The 14,722-nt window shown below is 39.6% G+C and carries 19 protein-coding genes; 18 read left to right on the top strand and 1 reads right to left on the bottom strand.

The features are described 5' to 3' along the window. Window positions 1-142 precede the first annotated feature (142 nt). Window positions 143-1,288 carry a 30S ribosomal protein S1 gene (rpsA, locus tag LC090_RS09255; protein ID WP_226657393.1) on the top strand — a complete coding sequence of 382 codons (1,146 nt, stop codon included), beginning with the start codon at window positions 143-145 and terminating at the stop codon, window positions 1,286-1,288. Between the two features lie 72 nt (window positions 1,289-1,360). Here the strand turns inward: rpsA and LC090_RS09260 are convergent, their stop codons facing one another. Next, window positions 1,361-1,501 carry a YpzI family protein gene (locus LC090_RS09260; protein WP_226657395.1) on the bottom strand — a complete coding sequence of 47 codons (141 nt, stop codon included), beginning with the start codon at window positions 1,499-1,501 and terminating at the stop codon, window positions 1,361-1,363. 122 nt (window positions 1,502-1,623) lie between these two features. On the opposite strand from LC090_RS09260, the gene LC090_RS09265 reads away from it, so the two are divergent. The 17 genes from LC090_RS09265 to ndk all read left to right on the top strand — a co-directional run bounded on the left by LC090_RS09265 (window position 1,624) and on the right by ndk (window position 14,669). Next, the gene (locus tag LC090_RS09265) at window positions 1,624-2,223 is read left to right on the top strand and encodes a YphA family membrane protein (protein ID WP_226657397.1); all 600 of its coding nucleotides are present in this window, start codon (window positions 1,624-1,626) and stop codon (window positions 2,221-2,223) included. Beyond that, the gene (locus tag LC090_RS09270) at window positions 2,220-3,110 is read left to right on the top strand and encodes a YIEGIA family protein (protein WP_226657399.1); all 891 of its coding nucleotides are present in this window, start codon (window positions 2,220-2,222) and stop codon (window positions 3,108-3,110) included. Before LC090_RS09265 ends, LC090_RS09270 begins: the two co-directional genes overlap by 4 nt. After that, window positions 3,107-3,292 (top strand): capping complex subunit for YIEGIA, encoded by a 186-nt coding sequence (locus tag LC090_RS09275; RefSeq protein WP_226657401.1) that lies wholly within the window; start codon window positions 3,107-3,109, stop codon window positions 3,290-3,292. The genes LC090_RS09270 and LC090_RS09275 overlap by 4 nt, the downstream gene beginning before the upstream one ends. 196 nt (window positions 3,293-3,488) lie before the next feature. Further along, a complete protein-coding gene (gene der / locus LC090_RS09280) occupies window positions 3,489-4,802 on the top strand; it encodes a ribosome biogenesis GTPase Der (protein ID WP_226657405.1) in 1,314 nt (437 codons plus the stop codon). A gap of 50 nt (window positions 4,803-4,852) precedes the next feature. After that, window positions 4,853-5,452, top strand: coding sequence for a glycerol-3-phosphate 1-O-acyltransferase PlsY (gene plsY / locus LC090_RS09285; protein ID WP_226657408.1), 600 nt, complete (start codon window positions 4,853-4,855; stop codon window positions 5,450-5,452). A 12-nt stretch (window positions 5,453-5,464) separates the two neighbouring features. Continuing rightward, window positions 5,465-6,520, top strand: a complete 1,056-nt coding sequence (locus LC090_RS09290) for an NAD(P)H-dependent glycerol-3-phosphate dehydrogenase (protein ID WP_226657410.1) — start codon at window positions 5,465-5,467, stop codon at window positions 6,518-6,520. Between the two features lie 69 nt (window positions 6,521-6,589). Beyond that, the gene (locus LC090_RS09295; protein WP_098443984.1) at window positions 6,590-6,841 is read left to right on the top strand and encodes a stage VI sporulation protein F; all 252 of its coding nucleotides are present in this window, start codon (window positions 6,590-6,592) and stop codon (window positions 6,839-6,841) included. A gap of 309 nt (window positions 6,842-7,150) precedes the next feature. Then, window positions 7,151-7,348: a DUF2768 domain-containing protein gene (locus tag LC090_RS09300; RefSeq protein ID WP_224594371.1), complete on the top strand. Its 198-nt coding sequence runs from the start codon at window positions 7,151-7,153 to the stop codon at window positions 7,346-7,348. A gap of 30 nt (window positions 7,349-7,378) precedes the next feature. Continuing rightward, window positions 7,379-8,098 carry a hypothetical protein gene (locus LC090_RS09305; protein WP_226657413.1) on the top strand — a complete coding sequence of 240 codons (720 nt, stop codon included), beginning with the start codon at window positions 7,379-7,381 and terminating at the stop codon, window positions 8,096-8,098. A 220-nt stretch (window positions 8,099-8,318) separates the two neighbouring features. Then, complete coding sequence (gene spoIVA, locus LC090_RS09310) at window positions 8,319-9,797, top strand: stage IV sporulation protein A (protein WP_159782853.1); 1,479 nt, start codon at window positions 8,319-8,321, stop codon at window positions 9,795-9,797. A 368-nt stretch (window positions 9,798-10,165) separates the two neighbouring features. Further along, window positions 10,166-10,438: an HU family DNA-binding protein gene (locus LC090_RS09315; RefSeq protein WP_048309232.1), complete on the top strand. Its 273-nt coding sequence runs from the start codon at window positions 10,166-10,168 to the stop codon at window positions 10,436-10,438. Between the two features lie 119 nt (window positions 10,439-10,557). Further along, window positions 10,558-11,124, top strand: a complete 567-nt coding sequence (gene folE, locus LC090_RS09320; RefSeq protein ID WP_226657415.1) for a GTP cyclohydrolase I FolE — start codon at window positions 10,558-10,560, stop codon at window positions 11,122-11,124. A 22-nt stretch (window positions 11,125-11,146) separates the two neighbouring features. Then, complete coding sequence (gene mtrB / locus LC090_RS09325) at window positions 11,147-11,368, top strand: trp RNA-binding attenuation protein MtrB (RefSeq protein WP_098443979.1); 222 nt, start codon at window positions 11,147-11,149, stop codon at window positions 11,366-11,368. A gap of 204 nt (window positions 11,369-11,572) precedes the next feature. Then, window positions 11,573-12,400, top strand: coding sequence for a heptaprenyl diphosphate synthase component 1 (locus LC090_RS09330; protein ID WP_226657418.1), 828 nt, complete (start codon window positions 11,573-11,575; stop codon window positions 12,398-12,400). A gap of 3 nt (window positions 12,401-12,403) precedes the next feature. Next, window positions 12,404-13,132, top strand: a complete 729-nt coding sequence (locus LC090_RS09335; protein WP_226657421.1) for a demethylmenaquinone methyltransferase — start codon at window positions 12,404-12,406, stop codon at window positions 13,130-13,132. Window positions 13,133-13,152: 20 nt separating this feature from the next. Further along, window positions 13,153-14,124, top strand: a complete 972-nt coding sequence (gene hepT, locus LC090_RS09340) for a heptaprenyl diphosphate synthase component II (protein ID WP_226657423.1) — start codon at window positions 13,153-13,155, stop codon at window positions 14,122-14,124. 101 nt (window positions 14,125-14,225) lie between these two features. After that, a complete protein-coding gene (gene ndk / locus LC090_RS09345) occupies window positions 14,226-14,669 on the top strand; it encodes a nucleoside-diphosphate kinase (protein ID WP_226657426.1) in 444 nt (147 codons plus the stop codon). Window positions 14,670-14,722 lie beyond the last annotated feature (53 nt).

Here is a 14,722-nt window from a genome sequence, read left to right on the forward strand (position 1 = left end):
CTTGACAAATCCGTCATTTTTAGTGAAAGTTAGAGGAAAGGGTGCTTAACTTTTCAATAAATTTCTTTCGCTACAAGTGAAAGACTTTTATAAATCATATCGAAAAGTTTTATTTCTTTTGGATTGAAGGAGGAGTTTGTCAATGGGTGAAGAGATGAATCAGGAAATGACTGAGTTCAAATCGTTCGAAATTGGAGATGTGGTGACAGGAAAAATCTCTAAAGTCGAAGAAAAACACGCATCAGTTGATGTTGGTTTTAAAGTTGATGGAGTGCTGCCAATCAGCGAACTGTCAAGCCTTCACGTCGAAAAGGTTAGCGACGTGCTCTCAGAAGGTGATGAAATAGAAGTTAAAGTAATCAAAGTTTCTGAAGATGAGCTTGTGCTTTCTAAGAAAGCAGTCGAAGCCGATCAGGCATGGGATGCATTGCAGGAGAAGTATGAAAATTCTGTGGCATTCGATGTTGAGATTGCTGATGTAGTTAAGGGTGGTCTTGTAGTGGATCTTGGAGTACGCGGCTTTATTCCCGCTTCTCTTGTTGAGAGACATTATGTTGAAGATTTCTCTGATTACAAAGGTAAAAGCCTGAGCGTGAAAATTGTTGAATTTGATCCAGAAAAAGCAAAAGTGATTTTATCACATCGTGCTGTTTTGGAGCAGGAAGCTGATCATAAAAAACAAGAAACGCTAGCATCTCTTCAAGCAGGACAAGTTGTTGAGGGAACAGTTCAACGTCTTACTGACTTCGGTGCATTTGTCGATATCGGTGGAGTGGATGGACTCGTTCATATCTCTCAAATGGCTCACCATCGCGTTGAAACACCGTCTGAAGTTGTTACAGAAGGTCAGCAAGTGAACGTTAAAATTCTCTCTGTTGATCGTGACAATGAAAGAATTTCACTATCCATTAAAGAAACACTCCCAGGACCGTGGGAAGAAGTGAAGGGCAAGCTTAGCACTGGAGATGAAATCGAAGGTACAGTTAAACGTTTAGTTAGCTTTGGTGCTTTTGTAGAAGTCGCTCCAGGCGTTGAAGGGCTTGTTCACATTTCAGAAATCTCGAACAAACATATTGGAACACCTCAGGAAGTGCTTTCAGAAGGAGAAACTGTTCGAGTGAAAGTGCTGGATGTTAATCTTGATGAAAAGCGAATTTCACTAAGCATTAAGGTTCTCGAGACGGAACAAGTATCAAGCGAAGTTGAAGAATATCAAAAAGAGAGTGATGGAAACGCTCCATTCTCACTTGGGGATATGATCGGTGATCAGCTTAAAAAATACAAATAATGATATGTCTAAAAGCTCTCTGCTTCATGCAGAGAGCTTTTTTGTATGCAAATGATAAAAAACCTACTCTGATTATGACTTTTGACCATTACGTTTTCTTGCATTGGAAGCGCCTTCTAACATTGTTGCCCCTTCATGCTCCAAAGATTGATCACGATCTGATTCTACGCGCTTGGATTTCTTAAGTTTTTTTTCTTGACGATCTTTGCCCATTCCTTCCCCTCCTTTCAATCGAACCTCTTCTTATCATGAAAAAAAGGTTTGAAAGTTATGCATTTTTGGTCTATCGATCATGAAAATATCCCATACTGATCATAATGAGAGGAGGAGTAGTGGTGGATGGGATCATATTTGTGTGGTTTGCCTGGATCGGTTGGGTTATTGCGGTATTCTTTCAAAATGTATCCAGCAAGCGCACTCGATTAATATTCGTTTTGTTACTTGCCATTTGTTTGATTCATATCAAGATCAACATATTGTATGTTCAAGTGTCAGCATTATGGGTGCTCGCACTAGGGACGGGTTACTTTCTGTTAATGAAATATCGCGTTAACACCGTTTATGCGGTTATTATTTTACTCACACTAACGGCGGCTTTTACAGCGGTACAATTGTTTTCTATTTATGATCCAGTTTTTACTTTCTTATATACAAAATGGTCGGTTTCGGCAATTCTCCTTGTCATCATTCATTTAACGATCAGTAGTACGGTTGAACGCTGCTCATTTCTCATTCTTAGCATTGTGCATGGTGAATTGATTTTAGGAATGATTTTTAAAGGGATGGGGTTTGATCGACTTATTGGAGAATTAGCTTCACTAGACATACTGGCTATTTCAATCATGAGCACAGTAGCATGGTCAGGGTTCGTAAATGTAACAACCCACCTTGAAAAGCTATTGAAAAAACATCAAGAAAGACGGGGATATTCGTGAATGAATATACAATTCCAATATTATTTGGAGTAATTGCAGGTACGCTCGCAAGAATCTATATGTTTCGTACGGACTATCGCCAATACCCTACATACCCACATGGAATGATTATTCACCTTGCGCTTGGGTTTATTGCCGCTTCCCTAGGTGCCCTCGTTGTTCCTTCCATTATGGAACAAGAGTTTACTGCTGTAACCTTTTTAACACTTGCAGCGTCGCAATTTCGAGAAGTGAGAAATATGGAAAGAAAAACACTAACCGAAATGGATTCGCTTGAACTCGTTCCAAGAGGAGCGTCATACATTGAAGGAATAGCCGTTACATTTGAAGGAAGAAACTACTTAGTTATCTTTATTTCCTTTGTCACTTCATTTGCCTATTTAGCTCTGAATGTATGGGCGGGTCTTATCGCTGCATTTCTAGCATTTTTAGTAGCGAAGAAATACATGACTGGTAGTAAATTGGGGAAAATCGCCAACATTGAACAAAAAGAAGTGAGGTTTGATGGGGCGGGGCTTTATGTTGATAACATATACATTATGAACATCGGGATTCCTGCGAGGCAGAAAGAAATTTTACAACATGGGTTGGGATTTACCATCTCACCGAAAAACTTTGATGCTAGAATGACGATTGGGAATCTTGGACAAAGACAAGCGATTCTTCATGACCTCGCTATTTCAATGGGTGTCTATCGAGATTCTGGTACGCCAGCACTTGTTCCGCTAATCAAGCGCGATCTTGATGATGGACGCATTGGCGTATTTATTTTACCTCAAAATAAAAATGTCGATCTTGCAATGAAGGTGATCTCTCAGGTACCGACACTAGAAAATGCGATTCGCATGCCAACTGAAACAAAGAAAAAGGGAAGTGATGAATCGTGAAGATAGAAAAAGCGATACTCGCAACCGTAACTCATTCTATAAGTAAGGCTCCTGTAGGTGCAAATGTTTTTGTGTGTGAATCTGAAGAAGAAATGAATAAAGTAGCGGCTGATCTTGAAGCCATATTGGATGGAATTGCGCATAAATTGAGCAATGGTGTTTATATTATCGTGAAACATTAACAGTTTCTCATAAGGGTCAAAAGAAGATTCGTTTGATCCTCTGTTGTTCAATGGTTGCTTTTTTGATAAGATATAAAAGCTATCGAAGACTACGCCCTTCTTATAGAGGAGGGTTTTTATCATGAACTCCTGGAAAGTTTGTCCACGACTTTCTGGTTTCAAGCTTAGATAGTCTTTTAGAAAGGGCGTGCAAAAAATGACAAAACCAGTTGTCGCAATAGTAGGTCGACCAAATGTTGGGAAATCGACCATTTTTAATCGTATAGTAGGAGAAAGAGTATCGATTGTAGAAGATACTCCGGGAGTAACAAGAGACCGCATTTATAGTACAGGAGAATGGCTGAATCGTGAATTTAATATCATTGATACAGGTGGTATTGAGATCGGCGATGAACCGTTTCTTTCGCAAATTCGTTACCAGGCAGAAATAGCCATTGACGAAGCTGATGTAATTATATTTATGGTAAATGGACGAGATGGGATCTCAAATGCAGATGAAGAAGTGGCAAAAATTCTTTATCGTTCCAATAAACCAGTTGTCCTTGCCGTTAATAAAGTAGATAACCCAGAACAGCAAACGCTTATCTATGATTTTTATGCGCTAGGTTTTGGCACTCCATTTGGTATTTCAGGCTCTCACGGGCTTGGACTTGGCGATCTTTTAGATGAAGTGTTTAAGTCTTTTCCTGAAGAGAATGAAGAGGAATATGATGAAGGTACAATTAAGTTTTCATTGATTGGTCGTCCTAACGTAGGGAAATCATCTCTTGTTAATACGATTCTGGGTGAAGAACGTGTCATTGTAAGTGATATTGCAGGAACAACACGTGACGCGATTGACTCAATGTTTACACGAGATGGTCAGGACTATGTGATCATTGACACGGCTGGAATGAGAAAAAGAGGAAAAATCTATGAAACGACTGAGAAGTACAGCGTTCTGCGAGCTATGCGTGGGATTGAACGTTCAGACGTTGTTTTAGTTGTTATTGATGGGGAAGAAGGGATCATCGAGCAGGATAAGAAAGTAGCGGGTTATGCTCACGAAGCTGGTAAAGCCGTCGTTATTGTTGTAAACAAATGGGATGCTGTTGAAAAAGATGATAAGACGATGCGTGAATTCGAACAAAAAATCCGCGATCATTTCTTGTTCCTTAGCTATGCACCGATTGTATTCTTGTCTGCAAAAACGAAACAGCGTCTTCACACGTTACTACCTGTTGTTAACACAGTAGCTGAGAATCATGCATTACGTGTAAAAACGAATGTATTAAATGAATTAATTATGGATTCAGTTGCGATGAACCCGACACCGACAGATAATGGGAAGCGATTGAAAATTAACTATGCGACGCAAGTGGCTGTTAAGCCGCCTACCATCGTTTTATTTGTTAATGATCCGGAACTTCTTCACTTTTCATATCGACGTTTCTTAGAGAATCGTATTCGCGAGACGTTTGGTTTTAAGGGGACTCCTTTACGCATTCTTGCTCGTAGAAAAAGCGAATAATAAGCCTTGTTTCGTTCGGGGGACCTTGCTAATAAAAAGGGGGAAATGAGATGATCGCGATCCTGATTTGCATTGCTGCGTACTTGCTCGGTTCAATTAGTTTTAGTTATTTAATTGCAAAAATCGTGAAAAAGATAGACATACGAGATCACGGGAGCGGCAATGCAGGAGCGACAAATACACTTCGAGTGTTGGGGACGGGGCCTGCTATAGCTGTCCTTGCCCTTGATGTGATCAAAGGCATACTTGCTGTTTGGTTAGGGTATTGGTTCTCTAGTGAACCAATCGTTCCTTTCCTTGCAGGAATATGTGCGATTTTGGGTCATAACTGGCCAATATTTTTTGGGTTTCGAGGCGGAAAAGGTGTGGCAACAACGATTGGGGTATTTGCAACGATTGCGTTCTTACCGGCACTTTATGCAGGAATAATAGCTATCTTTGCAATTGTGATTACGAGATTTGTTTCACTCGGTTCCTTGATTTTTGTCGTGTTAACGCCTGCGTTTATTTTCTTACTTGGAGGAAATCCACCATCTTATATTTTGTTAGGGACGATTCTAGCGATTCTTTCAGTTTGGCGACATCGTACAAATGTGAAACGTTTGTTCACTGGTACTGAAAGCAAGCTCGGTCAGAAGGTCGAGCAGTAAGGAGGAAGTTCAATGGCGAAAATTTCAGTTGTAGGTGCAGGAAGCTGGGGGACAGCTCTTGCAATTGTGCTAGCAGATAATCACCATGATGTTTCATTATGGGCAAGAAGAACAGAACTTGCTGAGGAAGTAAACGAGAAGCATACAAATAATAAATATCTTCCTGGCATTAGTCTCCCCGAAGGGATTAAAGCCACTAGTTCACTTGAAGAAAGTGTTAAAGATGCCGAAGCTATTTTGCTTGTTACACCAACGAAAGCGCTTCGAGAAGTGCTTCCTGAAATTAAGACATACTTATCAACGCCCGTAACGCTCATTCATGCAAGTAAAGGAATTGAACCTGAAACGTCTAAGAGAATTTCTGAAGTAATTGAAGAAGAGATTCCGGAAACTTTAAGAAAATCAGTTGTTGTTTTATCAGGTCCAAGTCATGCCGAAGAAGTAAGCCTTCGCCATCCAACAACTGTTACATCTTCTTCAAAGTCCATGGATCAAGCTGAATATGTGCAAGATCTCTTTATTAACTCGAATTTTCGAGTATATACGAATCATGACATTATTGGTGTTGAACTGGGAGGAGCTTTAAAAAATATCATTGCGCTTGGTGCTGGTTTGTCTGATGGGCTTGGATATGGCGATAATGCAAAAGCTGCACTGATTACAAGAGGCTTAGCTGAAATTGCACGCCTTGGGGCAGCGATGGGGGCAAATCCACTTACTTTTATGGGGTTAACAGGGATAGGAGATCTTGTCGTAACGTGTACAAGCGTACATAGCCGGAACTGGCGAGCTGGTAACCTTTTAGGTAAAGGAAATAATCTTGATGAAGTTCTTGAAAATATGGGAATGGTTGTAGAAGGCGTCCGTACGACGAAAGCGGCTTACTACCTTGCGAAAAAGCAAAACGTGGAAATGCCAATCACGTCCGTATTGTTTGAGGTGCTCTTCAATAATAAAGACCCAAAAGACGGGGTAGATCAGTTAATGGGACGACTTCGTACGCATGAAACAGAAGATCTTACTTCATTACTTGCAGACCGTTTTGAATTAAATCCGAAAGAACTATAAATAGGCAACGCACGAAGTATTCCTCCTTGCATACACTATGTTGAACGTTAATGGTAAGGAGGAAACAGCGTGAGCGATCTGTTCGATAACATAGAAAAGAAAACGAATGTTAAGAAAGAAGACATTTTTAAATTAGCGAATTCCGTTCAAGGCGCAGATTTTACAGATGAGAAAACAGTGCGTAGATTAATTGCGAATGTTGCACGCGTTGCGAACGTACCCGTCTCAAAAGAAAAAGAAGATCGAATCGTGAAGGCAATCGTTAACAAAAATATGCCGTTCGATTTATCTGCTATTGCAAAACTTTTTAGTCAAAAATAAAAAATGTGAAGAAACTTAGGCTAATCAACGATACCGCCTTCGATGAAAGACCATATACTAAAAAGGAACCATCAATGTGCAAAAGCCTGCTTCTTTAAGAAATCCATATAGTCAAAGCTGAAGAAAAGCCCCTTTCTTCAGCTTTTATTTGTTTTGAGATTCCGCGTTCAGGTGAAAAATGACTTTGAAAAAGCATCGCGCAGGGAAAAGCAATAGAAATTATGAAAACCTTTATAGGTAAAAGGGAAGAGATTTGATATAATGGTTGGCAGTGTTAGAAAGAATTTGTCAAACTAGGGGGATGAAATAATGTCACCAGCGCTAATAAAAATGTGGGTAGCGCTTTCAGCACTTGGCTTGATGTTTATCGCCGTGATGGCCATTATGTTAAGTCGCACGAAGCTTAAAGGGTTTTTCCGTATACTTGTTTCGACTTTTGCTTATTTGTGTATGTTCGTAGCAGGTATCCTTATGCTTCTTGTCGTGTTCACAGGCCCTACAAACTAAATCATTAAATTTTTATAAGGAATGAGTTGTATGAAACGACTAGCTACAAAGCTTGTATTATGGACAAGTCTCGTGACCTTACTTTCAGGTTGTTTGTATCCAGAAAGCCAAAAAAACGAAAATCAGATTCCATATACCGATCAAATACAATCTGTTCAATCAGCTGTTGAACAATATCAGGAAAACAAGGCAGTCCTTCCAATTAAGACGAGAGATCAGGATACGCCAATCTATCAAAAGTACCCAATTGATTTTAAAAAATTAGTACCTGCGTTTTTACAACAGGCACCAGGGAATTCTTTTGAAAATGGAGGGGTTTTTCAATATGTTCTTATTGATGTGGAAGATAATCCTACCGTAAGATTAATTGATTTAGTGACAATTGAAAAAGTAAAGGACCTTCAGCTTAGAATCAATGATTATAGACGGAAAAAAGATTATCCCCCTTTCAAAGATGTGCTTGCAAAAGATCGTTATTCAATTGATTATGATGCGATGGGAATGGATGAAGAAATCACAGTGAAAAGTCCGTTTACGAACGATCAACTACCGTTTTTCCTGGATCAGAATGGAAATGTACATATTGATTATACGAATGATTTAACCAAAGCGATTGAAAACAACCCAGGGCATAACTATCAAAACGGAGATGACATTCGTGATCTCTTAGCGAATAATTCATTCTATGTCCCCGTTGCATCAGTTCCGTACACAATAGAAAATGATAAAGCTGTTTTTTTAGTGAAATAGGTATTTTCCCTTCTCTTTAGCAATACAACTATTAAAAAGAGGAGGGACTTTTTTATGGATCTATACGGTAGGGGAGCGAAAGTTTACTTGTTGCATCAAATCCTTTTGCTTTAAGATGTCATATTTATTGGACAACATCATAGAATGGTAGTGTTCAAGAATGTCTGCGGTCTGGAGTGAATCATTTCGTCCTTTGAGGCGGAATTCAGGAGGCGATCACGTGGAGAGAGTAGATATCTTCAAAGATATCGCAGAGCGTACAGGGGGAGATATATACCTTGGAGTCGTAGGTTCTGTTCGAACAGGGAAATCAACGTTTATTAAAAAGTTCATGGAACTTATCGTCCTGCCCAATATGGAAAGCGACTCAGATCGAGCTAGGGCACAAGATGAGCTCCCGCAAAGTTCTGCTGGCAGAACAATTATGACGACGGAGCCTAAATTTGTTCCGAATCATGCCGTTCAAATTCATGTAGAAGATGGTCTTGATGTGAATGTTAGGCTTGTTGATTGCGTTGGGTATGCTGTACCTGGAGCTAAGGGGTATGAAGATGACGACGGCCCCCGAATGATCAATACACCATGGTATGAGGAACCTATCCCATTTCAAGAAGCGGCTGAAATTGGTACAAGAAAAGTTATTCAGGAACACTCTACTCTTGGTGTTGTGATTACAACAGATGGTTCAATTGGAGAAATCCCTCGTCATGATTATCTTGAGTCTGAGGAGCGGGTAGTTGAAGAATTAAAAGAAGTGGGCAAGCCATTTATCATGATTGTGAATTCTGCTCACCCTCATCATCCTCAAACAGAAGCCTTACGTGGAGATCTTTCGAATAAGTATGATATTCCAGTGATATCACTAAGTGTAGAAAGTATGACGGAGCATGATATTAACAATGTCATGAGAGAAGTATTGTACGAATTTCCTGTATTAGAAGTTAATGTGAATTTGCCTAGTTGGGTGATGGTTCTTCACCAGGATCATTGGTTGAGACAAAATTATGAAGAATCTGTGAGAGAAACGGTAAAGGATATTAAGCGCCTGCGCGATGTTGATCGTGTGGTAGGGCAATTTGAAGAGTTTGAATTTATTCAGGATGCTCGTCTTGCTGGAATTGAAATGGGTCAAGGGATTGCTGAAATTGACCTCTATGCACCAGAGGATCTCTATGATCAGATTCTTAAAGAAGTGGTGGGCGTGGAAATTCGAGGCAAAGATCATCTTCTTCAACTTATGCAAGAGTTTGCATTTGCGAAAGCAGAATATGATCATGTGTCTGATGCGCTACGTATGGTAAAGCAAACAGGATACGGTATAGCAGCCCCTGCAATCGAAGATATGAGTCTTGATGAGCCGGAAATTATCCGCCAGGGATCAAGGTTTGGTGTAAGATTAAAAGCGGTTGCTCCATCCATTCATATGATAAAAGTGGATGTGGAATCCGAATTTGCTCCAATTATTGGGACCGAAAAACAAAGCGAAGAACTTGTACGTTATTTAATGCAAGATTTTGAAGAAGACCCGCTTTCCATTTGGAATTCTGATATTTTCGGTCGTTCGCTAAATTCAATTGTAAGAGAAGGCATTCAGGCAAAACTTGGTTTAATGCCTGAGAATGCACGTTATAAATTAAAAGAGACGTTAGAGCGCATTATTAACGAAGGTTCAGGCGGTTTAATTGCGATTATACTATAACGAAATCGACTCCAATTTATGGAGTCGATTTTTTACTTTAAAGGTTTAACTTTACTTGCTTAAGGGGTAATATAGTTTTTACGAGCGATATAGAAAAGTGGACGTTTGTGAGGTATTAACGGAATTGATCGAATTAACCGATAACTAAGAAAGTAGTTGTTAGAGCGTTTACAAATAGTATAAATAGCAGATAATAGGTAAAAAAACACTGAAAAATCGTTGAAATCGACACAAACGTATTGAATTCTTTCGCATCTTCGTATAATATAGGGCTTGCAAACGTACTAAACGTGCATTGCAACGTATAAATATCGGTCATTAAGTGAATGAATGTATTTATCCATCTCTCTTGAGAGGAGGTGAACAGAATGAACAAGACAGATCTAATCAATGCTGTTGCAGAATCTGCAGAGCTTTCTAAAAAAGAAGCGACAAAAGCTGTTGACTCAGTTTTTGATAACATTATGCAATCCTTGCAAGAGGGTGACAAAGTTCAACTAATTGGTTTTGGTAACTTTGAAGTCCGTGAGCGTTCTGCTCGTAAAGGGCGTAATCCTCAAACTGGCGAAGAAATCGAAATCGCTGCAAGTAAGGTTCCTGCATTTAAACCTGGTAAAGCCCTTAAGGATGCAGTTAAGTAAGAAATACATAGGGCAAAAGAAGAGTCGCACATTATGCGGCTCTTCTTTTTTGCTAACTTTTTCTCCATGTGCTAGAATCTTCATAGGTAATAAAGGCCCTGAATGGAGGAGTAAGAACAATGTACGAAGTTAATCATGAAAAAATAGAGGAAGCAGTGACAATGATCCTTGAAGCCATTGGTGAAGATCCAAATCGAGAAGGATTATTAGATACTCCTAAACGTGTCGCTAGAATGTACGAAGAAATCTTTCAGGGGCTACATCAAGATCCAAAAGAGCATTTCCAAACGATCTTCGGTGAAGATCACGAAGAGCTTGTATTAGTGAAAGATATTCCATTTTATTCAACTTGTGAGCATCATCTTGTCCCTTTCTTTGGAAAGGCACATGTGGCATACATACCAAAAGGCGGTAAGGTGACTGGTCTTAGTAAGCTTGCTAGAGCTGTGGAGTCTGTTACAAAGCGCCCTCAGCTTCAAGAGCGGATTACCTCGACGATTGCGAATTCAATGGTAGATACCCTTGATCCCCATGGCGTCATGGTGGTTGTAGAGGCTGAACATATGTGTATGACGATGAGAGGCGTTAAAAAGCCTGGTTCATCAACCGTTACATCGGCAGTAAGAGGTGTGTTTGAAAATGACGCAGCTGCACGAGCTGAAGTGCTCGGTTTGATTAAAGGCTAATCCTTTAAACGGAGTGATTGATATGAAAAGCGATAGCAATGATTTTTTTGTCATTAAAGCTTTAGAAAATGGCGTGAACGTGATTGGGTTAACTAGAGGGTCTGATACAAGGTTTCATCATTCTGAGAAACTAGATAAGGGAGAAGTGATGATTGCCCAATTCACTGAACATACTTCTGCCGTTAAGGTAAGAGGCAAAGCCGTGATTCAGACAGAACACGGTGAAATAAGTACAGAAGAGTAAAGCAGGACACCGAAACCTGCTTTTCTTTCATTTAAAAACAAGGGCCGCTCGTTTTAGCTCTTGGGTTAATGTGCTATACTAGGGTTGAATACATAATAGATACTTTACGAATATGGGTGCACGAAAGAAGAAAATGGAGCTTTCACCGTTTATAAGCGGGGCGCACACTTTTTCTAATTGGAAGACATGTTAGGGGTATGGGATATGACAAATCCGAAGGAAACCACACATAAAAAAATAGCAGGAGTTCGAGACATGCTACAGTCTCGCCTATCCCATTCATATTTACTTCGATTTATCGACTTTCCAGTGATAGATGAAGAGAAGTTATATGTGTTTTATGGCATGCTAGAACAAGCTAAGCTCGAACATAGAAGGAAACAAGATACCCTTCTTTCCATCATGCTAGTCCAAATTGCGCTTGATACGCATGAGCTAATTTCACTTGAAGAGATTGATAATGAAAGCGATCGAAAGAATCGCCAGTTAACCGTTCTTGCGGGTGATTATTTTAGTAGCATGTATTATCATCTTCTTTCTAAATGGGAGGATAACGAGCTTATTCGAACACTTTCTGAAGCCATTCAAGAAATTAACGAAGCAAAGATGTCTTTTTACCAAACAGACTATAGTGCGATTGAACCGGTGTTCGAGAATTTAAAGGAGATTGAGTCCATCTTAGTACGAAAAGTTGCTGAGCACTACGGACTTTCAAACTGGAAAAGCTTCGGTTCACATTACTTCTATATGAATCGTCTTTTAACGGAAAGAAAACAGGGAATTATTCAATCAGGTTCATTTATGATACAAAAAATTGCTTCGACCCTTCTATCGGTGAAAAGTGCGAAACTATCAACAAACCAGGTGTCCAAAGCAAAAATTGTTCTTGATTCTTATATTGCTTATGCAAAAAAAGAGATGGACCAACTTCTCCAACAGCATTCAGAACTCCATCAGCTATTTCAGGAGCGTTTCGAATATAACTGGGGAATGACCGGAATTCAGGAAAAGAAAATGGCGGAAGAGGGATAAGGCATGGCTTCATCTAAAGAAGAACGCGTTCATGATGTATTTCAAACGATTTCAAAACGTTATGATGTAATGAATTCAGTGATTAGCTTTCAACGTCACAAAGCATGGCGAAAAGATACGATGAGACTAATGGATGTTCAAAAAGGATCATCTGCACTTGATGTTTGTTGTGGCACTGCAGACTGGACAATCGCAATGGCAGATGCAGTTGGTGAAAGTGGTACTGCCATAGGACTTGATTTTAGTGAAAACATGCTTGAAGTTGGTCAAGTAAAAGTTAATGAGAAGAAAAAAGAAAATGTGACCCTGATTCATGGAAATGCAATGAATTTACCGTTTGAAGATAATTCTTTTGACTACGTCACGATTGGTTTTGGTTTAAGAAATGTCCCGGATTACAACCAGGTGATTAAAGAAATGTATCGGGTAGTTAAGCCAGGGGGACAAGTGGTCTGCCTGGAGACGAGTCAGCCAACGATTCCAGTTTTTAAACAAGTATATTATGGCTATTTTAAGCACGTAATGCCAGTACTTGGCAAAGTGTTTGCCAAGAGCTACGATGAATATTCTTGGCTTCAGGAATCAGCCAGCACGTTTCCTGGACGAGAAGAATTGAAGCAACTTTTCTTCAAAAATGGCTTCAGCCGTGTTGATACGAAGCCTTACTCTGGTGGTGTTGCAGCGATGCACAGAGGTTTTAAACCAGTTAATAAGAGAACAGATATTTTGTGAAAATCAGTTAGGTGGATCTCATGAAATTAAAAACGATATACGCTTCTTTAAAAAAGGACTTGTCATTTATTGAAACTGAATTGGAGCAAACCGTAAATGCTCATCATCCCGTTCTTAGGGATGCTTCTAACCACCTATTAAAAGCTGGAGGGAAACGAATCCGTCCTGTTTTCGTTTTGCTTTCAGGGAAGTTCGGTCATTACAACTTACCTCTCATGAAAAACGTTGCGGTTGCGCTTGAACTGATTCATATGGCTTCTCTTGTTCATGATGACGTCATTGATGACGCTGAAATGAGACGGGGAGCTAAAACCATAAAAGCAAAATGGGATAACCGGGTAGCAATGTATACAGGGGACTATATATTTGCTCGAGCCATTGAACTTGTGACCGAATTAAAAGATCCAGCTGCAAATCGGATTTTATCCCATGCCATTTTAGAGATGAGTATTGGGGAAATTGAGCAAATTCAAGACCAATTTAATTGGGATCAAAATGTCCGTGATTATTTTCGTAGAATCAAACGAAAAACGGCTCTTCTCATAGCAACGTCATGTGAGCTTGGGGCGGTTGCAGCAGGAGCTTCAAAAAAAGAGCAGCTCCACTTAAAACAGTTCGGTTATTACGTTGGCATGTCATATCAAATTACGGACGATATTCTTGATTATACCGGAACCGTAAAACAGCTCGGGAAACCAGCGGGCGGAGATTTGCTTCAGGGAAATATTACACTACCTGTCCTTTATGCAATGAACCAAAAAAACGAAAAAAAGAAAATCATGGATGTATTTTCAGATGAGGTTCATTCTTCTCAAGAGCAGGTAGATCAAGTTCTTTCTATTGTGAAATTATCTGGCGGAATCGAACATTCCAGACAGATTAGCGATCGGTACCTTCAAAAAGCGTTTTATGAACTAGAGCAGTTGCCTGCTTCTTCAGCAAGAACATCACTTAGACAAATTGCGGAATATATCGGGAAGAGAAAACATTAGAAGGAAATGTTGTTATTTTTGCGAATATTTGATAGAATTTTGAAGGGCAGAAAAATGTTTCTGCCCTATACATACAAAGTGTTGAAAGTGAGGAGATTTTTGTGGAGAAAACTTTTCTAATGGTTAAGCCAGATGGTGTTCAACGTAATTTGATTGGTGGAATTGTATCACGCTTTGAGAATAAAGGATTTAATTTAGTAGGGGCAAAATTGATGACGGTTTCAAAAGACCTTGCCGAAACTCATTATGGTGAACATAAAGAGCGTCCATTCTTCGGAGAGCTAGTTGACTTTATTACATCAGGTCCTGTCTTCGCGATGGTTTGGGAAGGTGAAAATGTTATTTCTACTGCTCGTACGATGATGGGGGCAACAAACCCTAAAGATGCTAATCCAGGAACCATTCGCGGTGACTATGGTGTTCAAGTAAGTATGAATGTGATCCATGGTTCGGATTCACCTGAAAGTGCAGAGCGTGAAATTGCGTTGTTTTTTAATGAGAATGAATTAAATGAGTACACAAAAACCGTTGCTAAGTGGGTTTAATTTTTTTAGGAACAAATGAAAGCGCTTATATATAAAAAGAACCAGACAGATTT

Origin of the sequence: Guptibacillus hwajinpoensis (assembly GCF_020524165.1) — a bacterium.
Taxonomy (GTDB): Bacteria; Bacillota; Bacilli; order Bacillales; family Guptibacillaceae; genus Guptibacillus; species Guptibacillus hwajinpoensis_D.

Coding starts and splice junctions, on each gene's coding strand:
- rpsA (WP_226657393.1), top strand. CDS start 143: ATGGGTGAAGAGATGAATCAGGAAATGACTGAGTTCAAATCGTTCGAA.
- LC090_RS09260 (WP_226657395.1), bottom strand. CDS start 1,501: ATGGGCAAAGATCGTCAAGAAAAAAAACTTAAGAAATCCAAGCGCGTA.
- der (WP_226657405.1), top strand. CDS start 3,489: ATGACAAAACCAGTTGTCGCAATAGTAGGTCGACCAAATGTTGGGAAA.
- plsY (WP_226657408.1), top strand. CDS start 4,853: ATGATCGCGATCCTGATTTGCATTGCTGCGTACTTGCTCGGTTCAATT.
- LC090_RS09290 (WP_226657410.1), top strand. CDS start 5,465: ATGGCGAAAATTTCAGTTGTAGGTGCAGGAAGCTGGGGGACAGCTCTT.
- LC090_RS09300 (WP_224594371.1), top strand. CDS start 7,151: ATGTCACCAGCGCTAATAAAAATGTGGGTAGCGCTTTCAGCACTTGGC.
- LC090_RS09305 (WP_226657413.1), top strand. CDS start 7,379: ATGAAACGACTAGCTACAAAGCTTGTATTATGGACAAGTCTCGTGACC.
- LC090_RS09315 (WP_048309232.1), top strand. CDS start 10,166: ATGAACAAGACAGATCTAATCAATGCTGTTGCAGAATCTGCAGAGCTT.
- folE (WP_226657415.1), top strand. CDS start 10,558: ATGTACGAAGTTAATCATGAAAAAATAGAGGAAGCAGTGACAATGATC.
- mtrB (WP_098443979.1), top strand. CDS start 11,147: ATGAAAAGCGATAGCAATGATTTTTTTGTCATTAAAGCTTTAGAAAAT.
- LC090_RS09330 (WP_226657418.1), top strand. CDS start 11,573: ATGACAAATCCGAAGGAAACCACACATAAAAAAATAGCAGGAGTTCGA.
- LC090_RS09335 (WP_226657421.1), top strand. CDS start 12,404: ATGGCTTCATCTAAAGAAGAACGCGTTCATGATGTATTTCAAACGATT.
- hepT (WP_226657423.1), top strand. CDS start 13,153: ATGAAATTAAAAACGATATACGCTTCTTTAAAAAAGGACTTGTCATTT.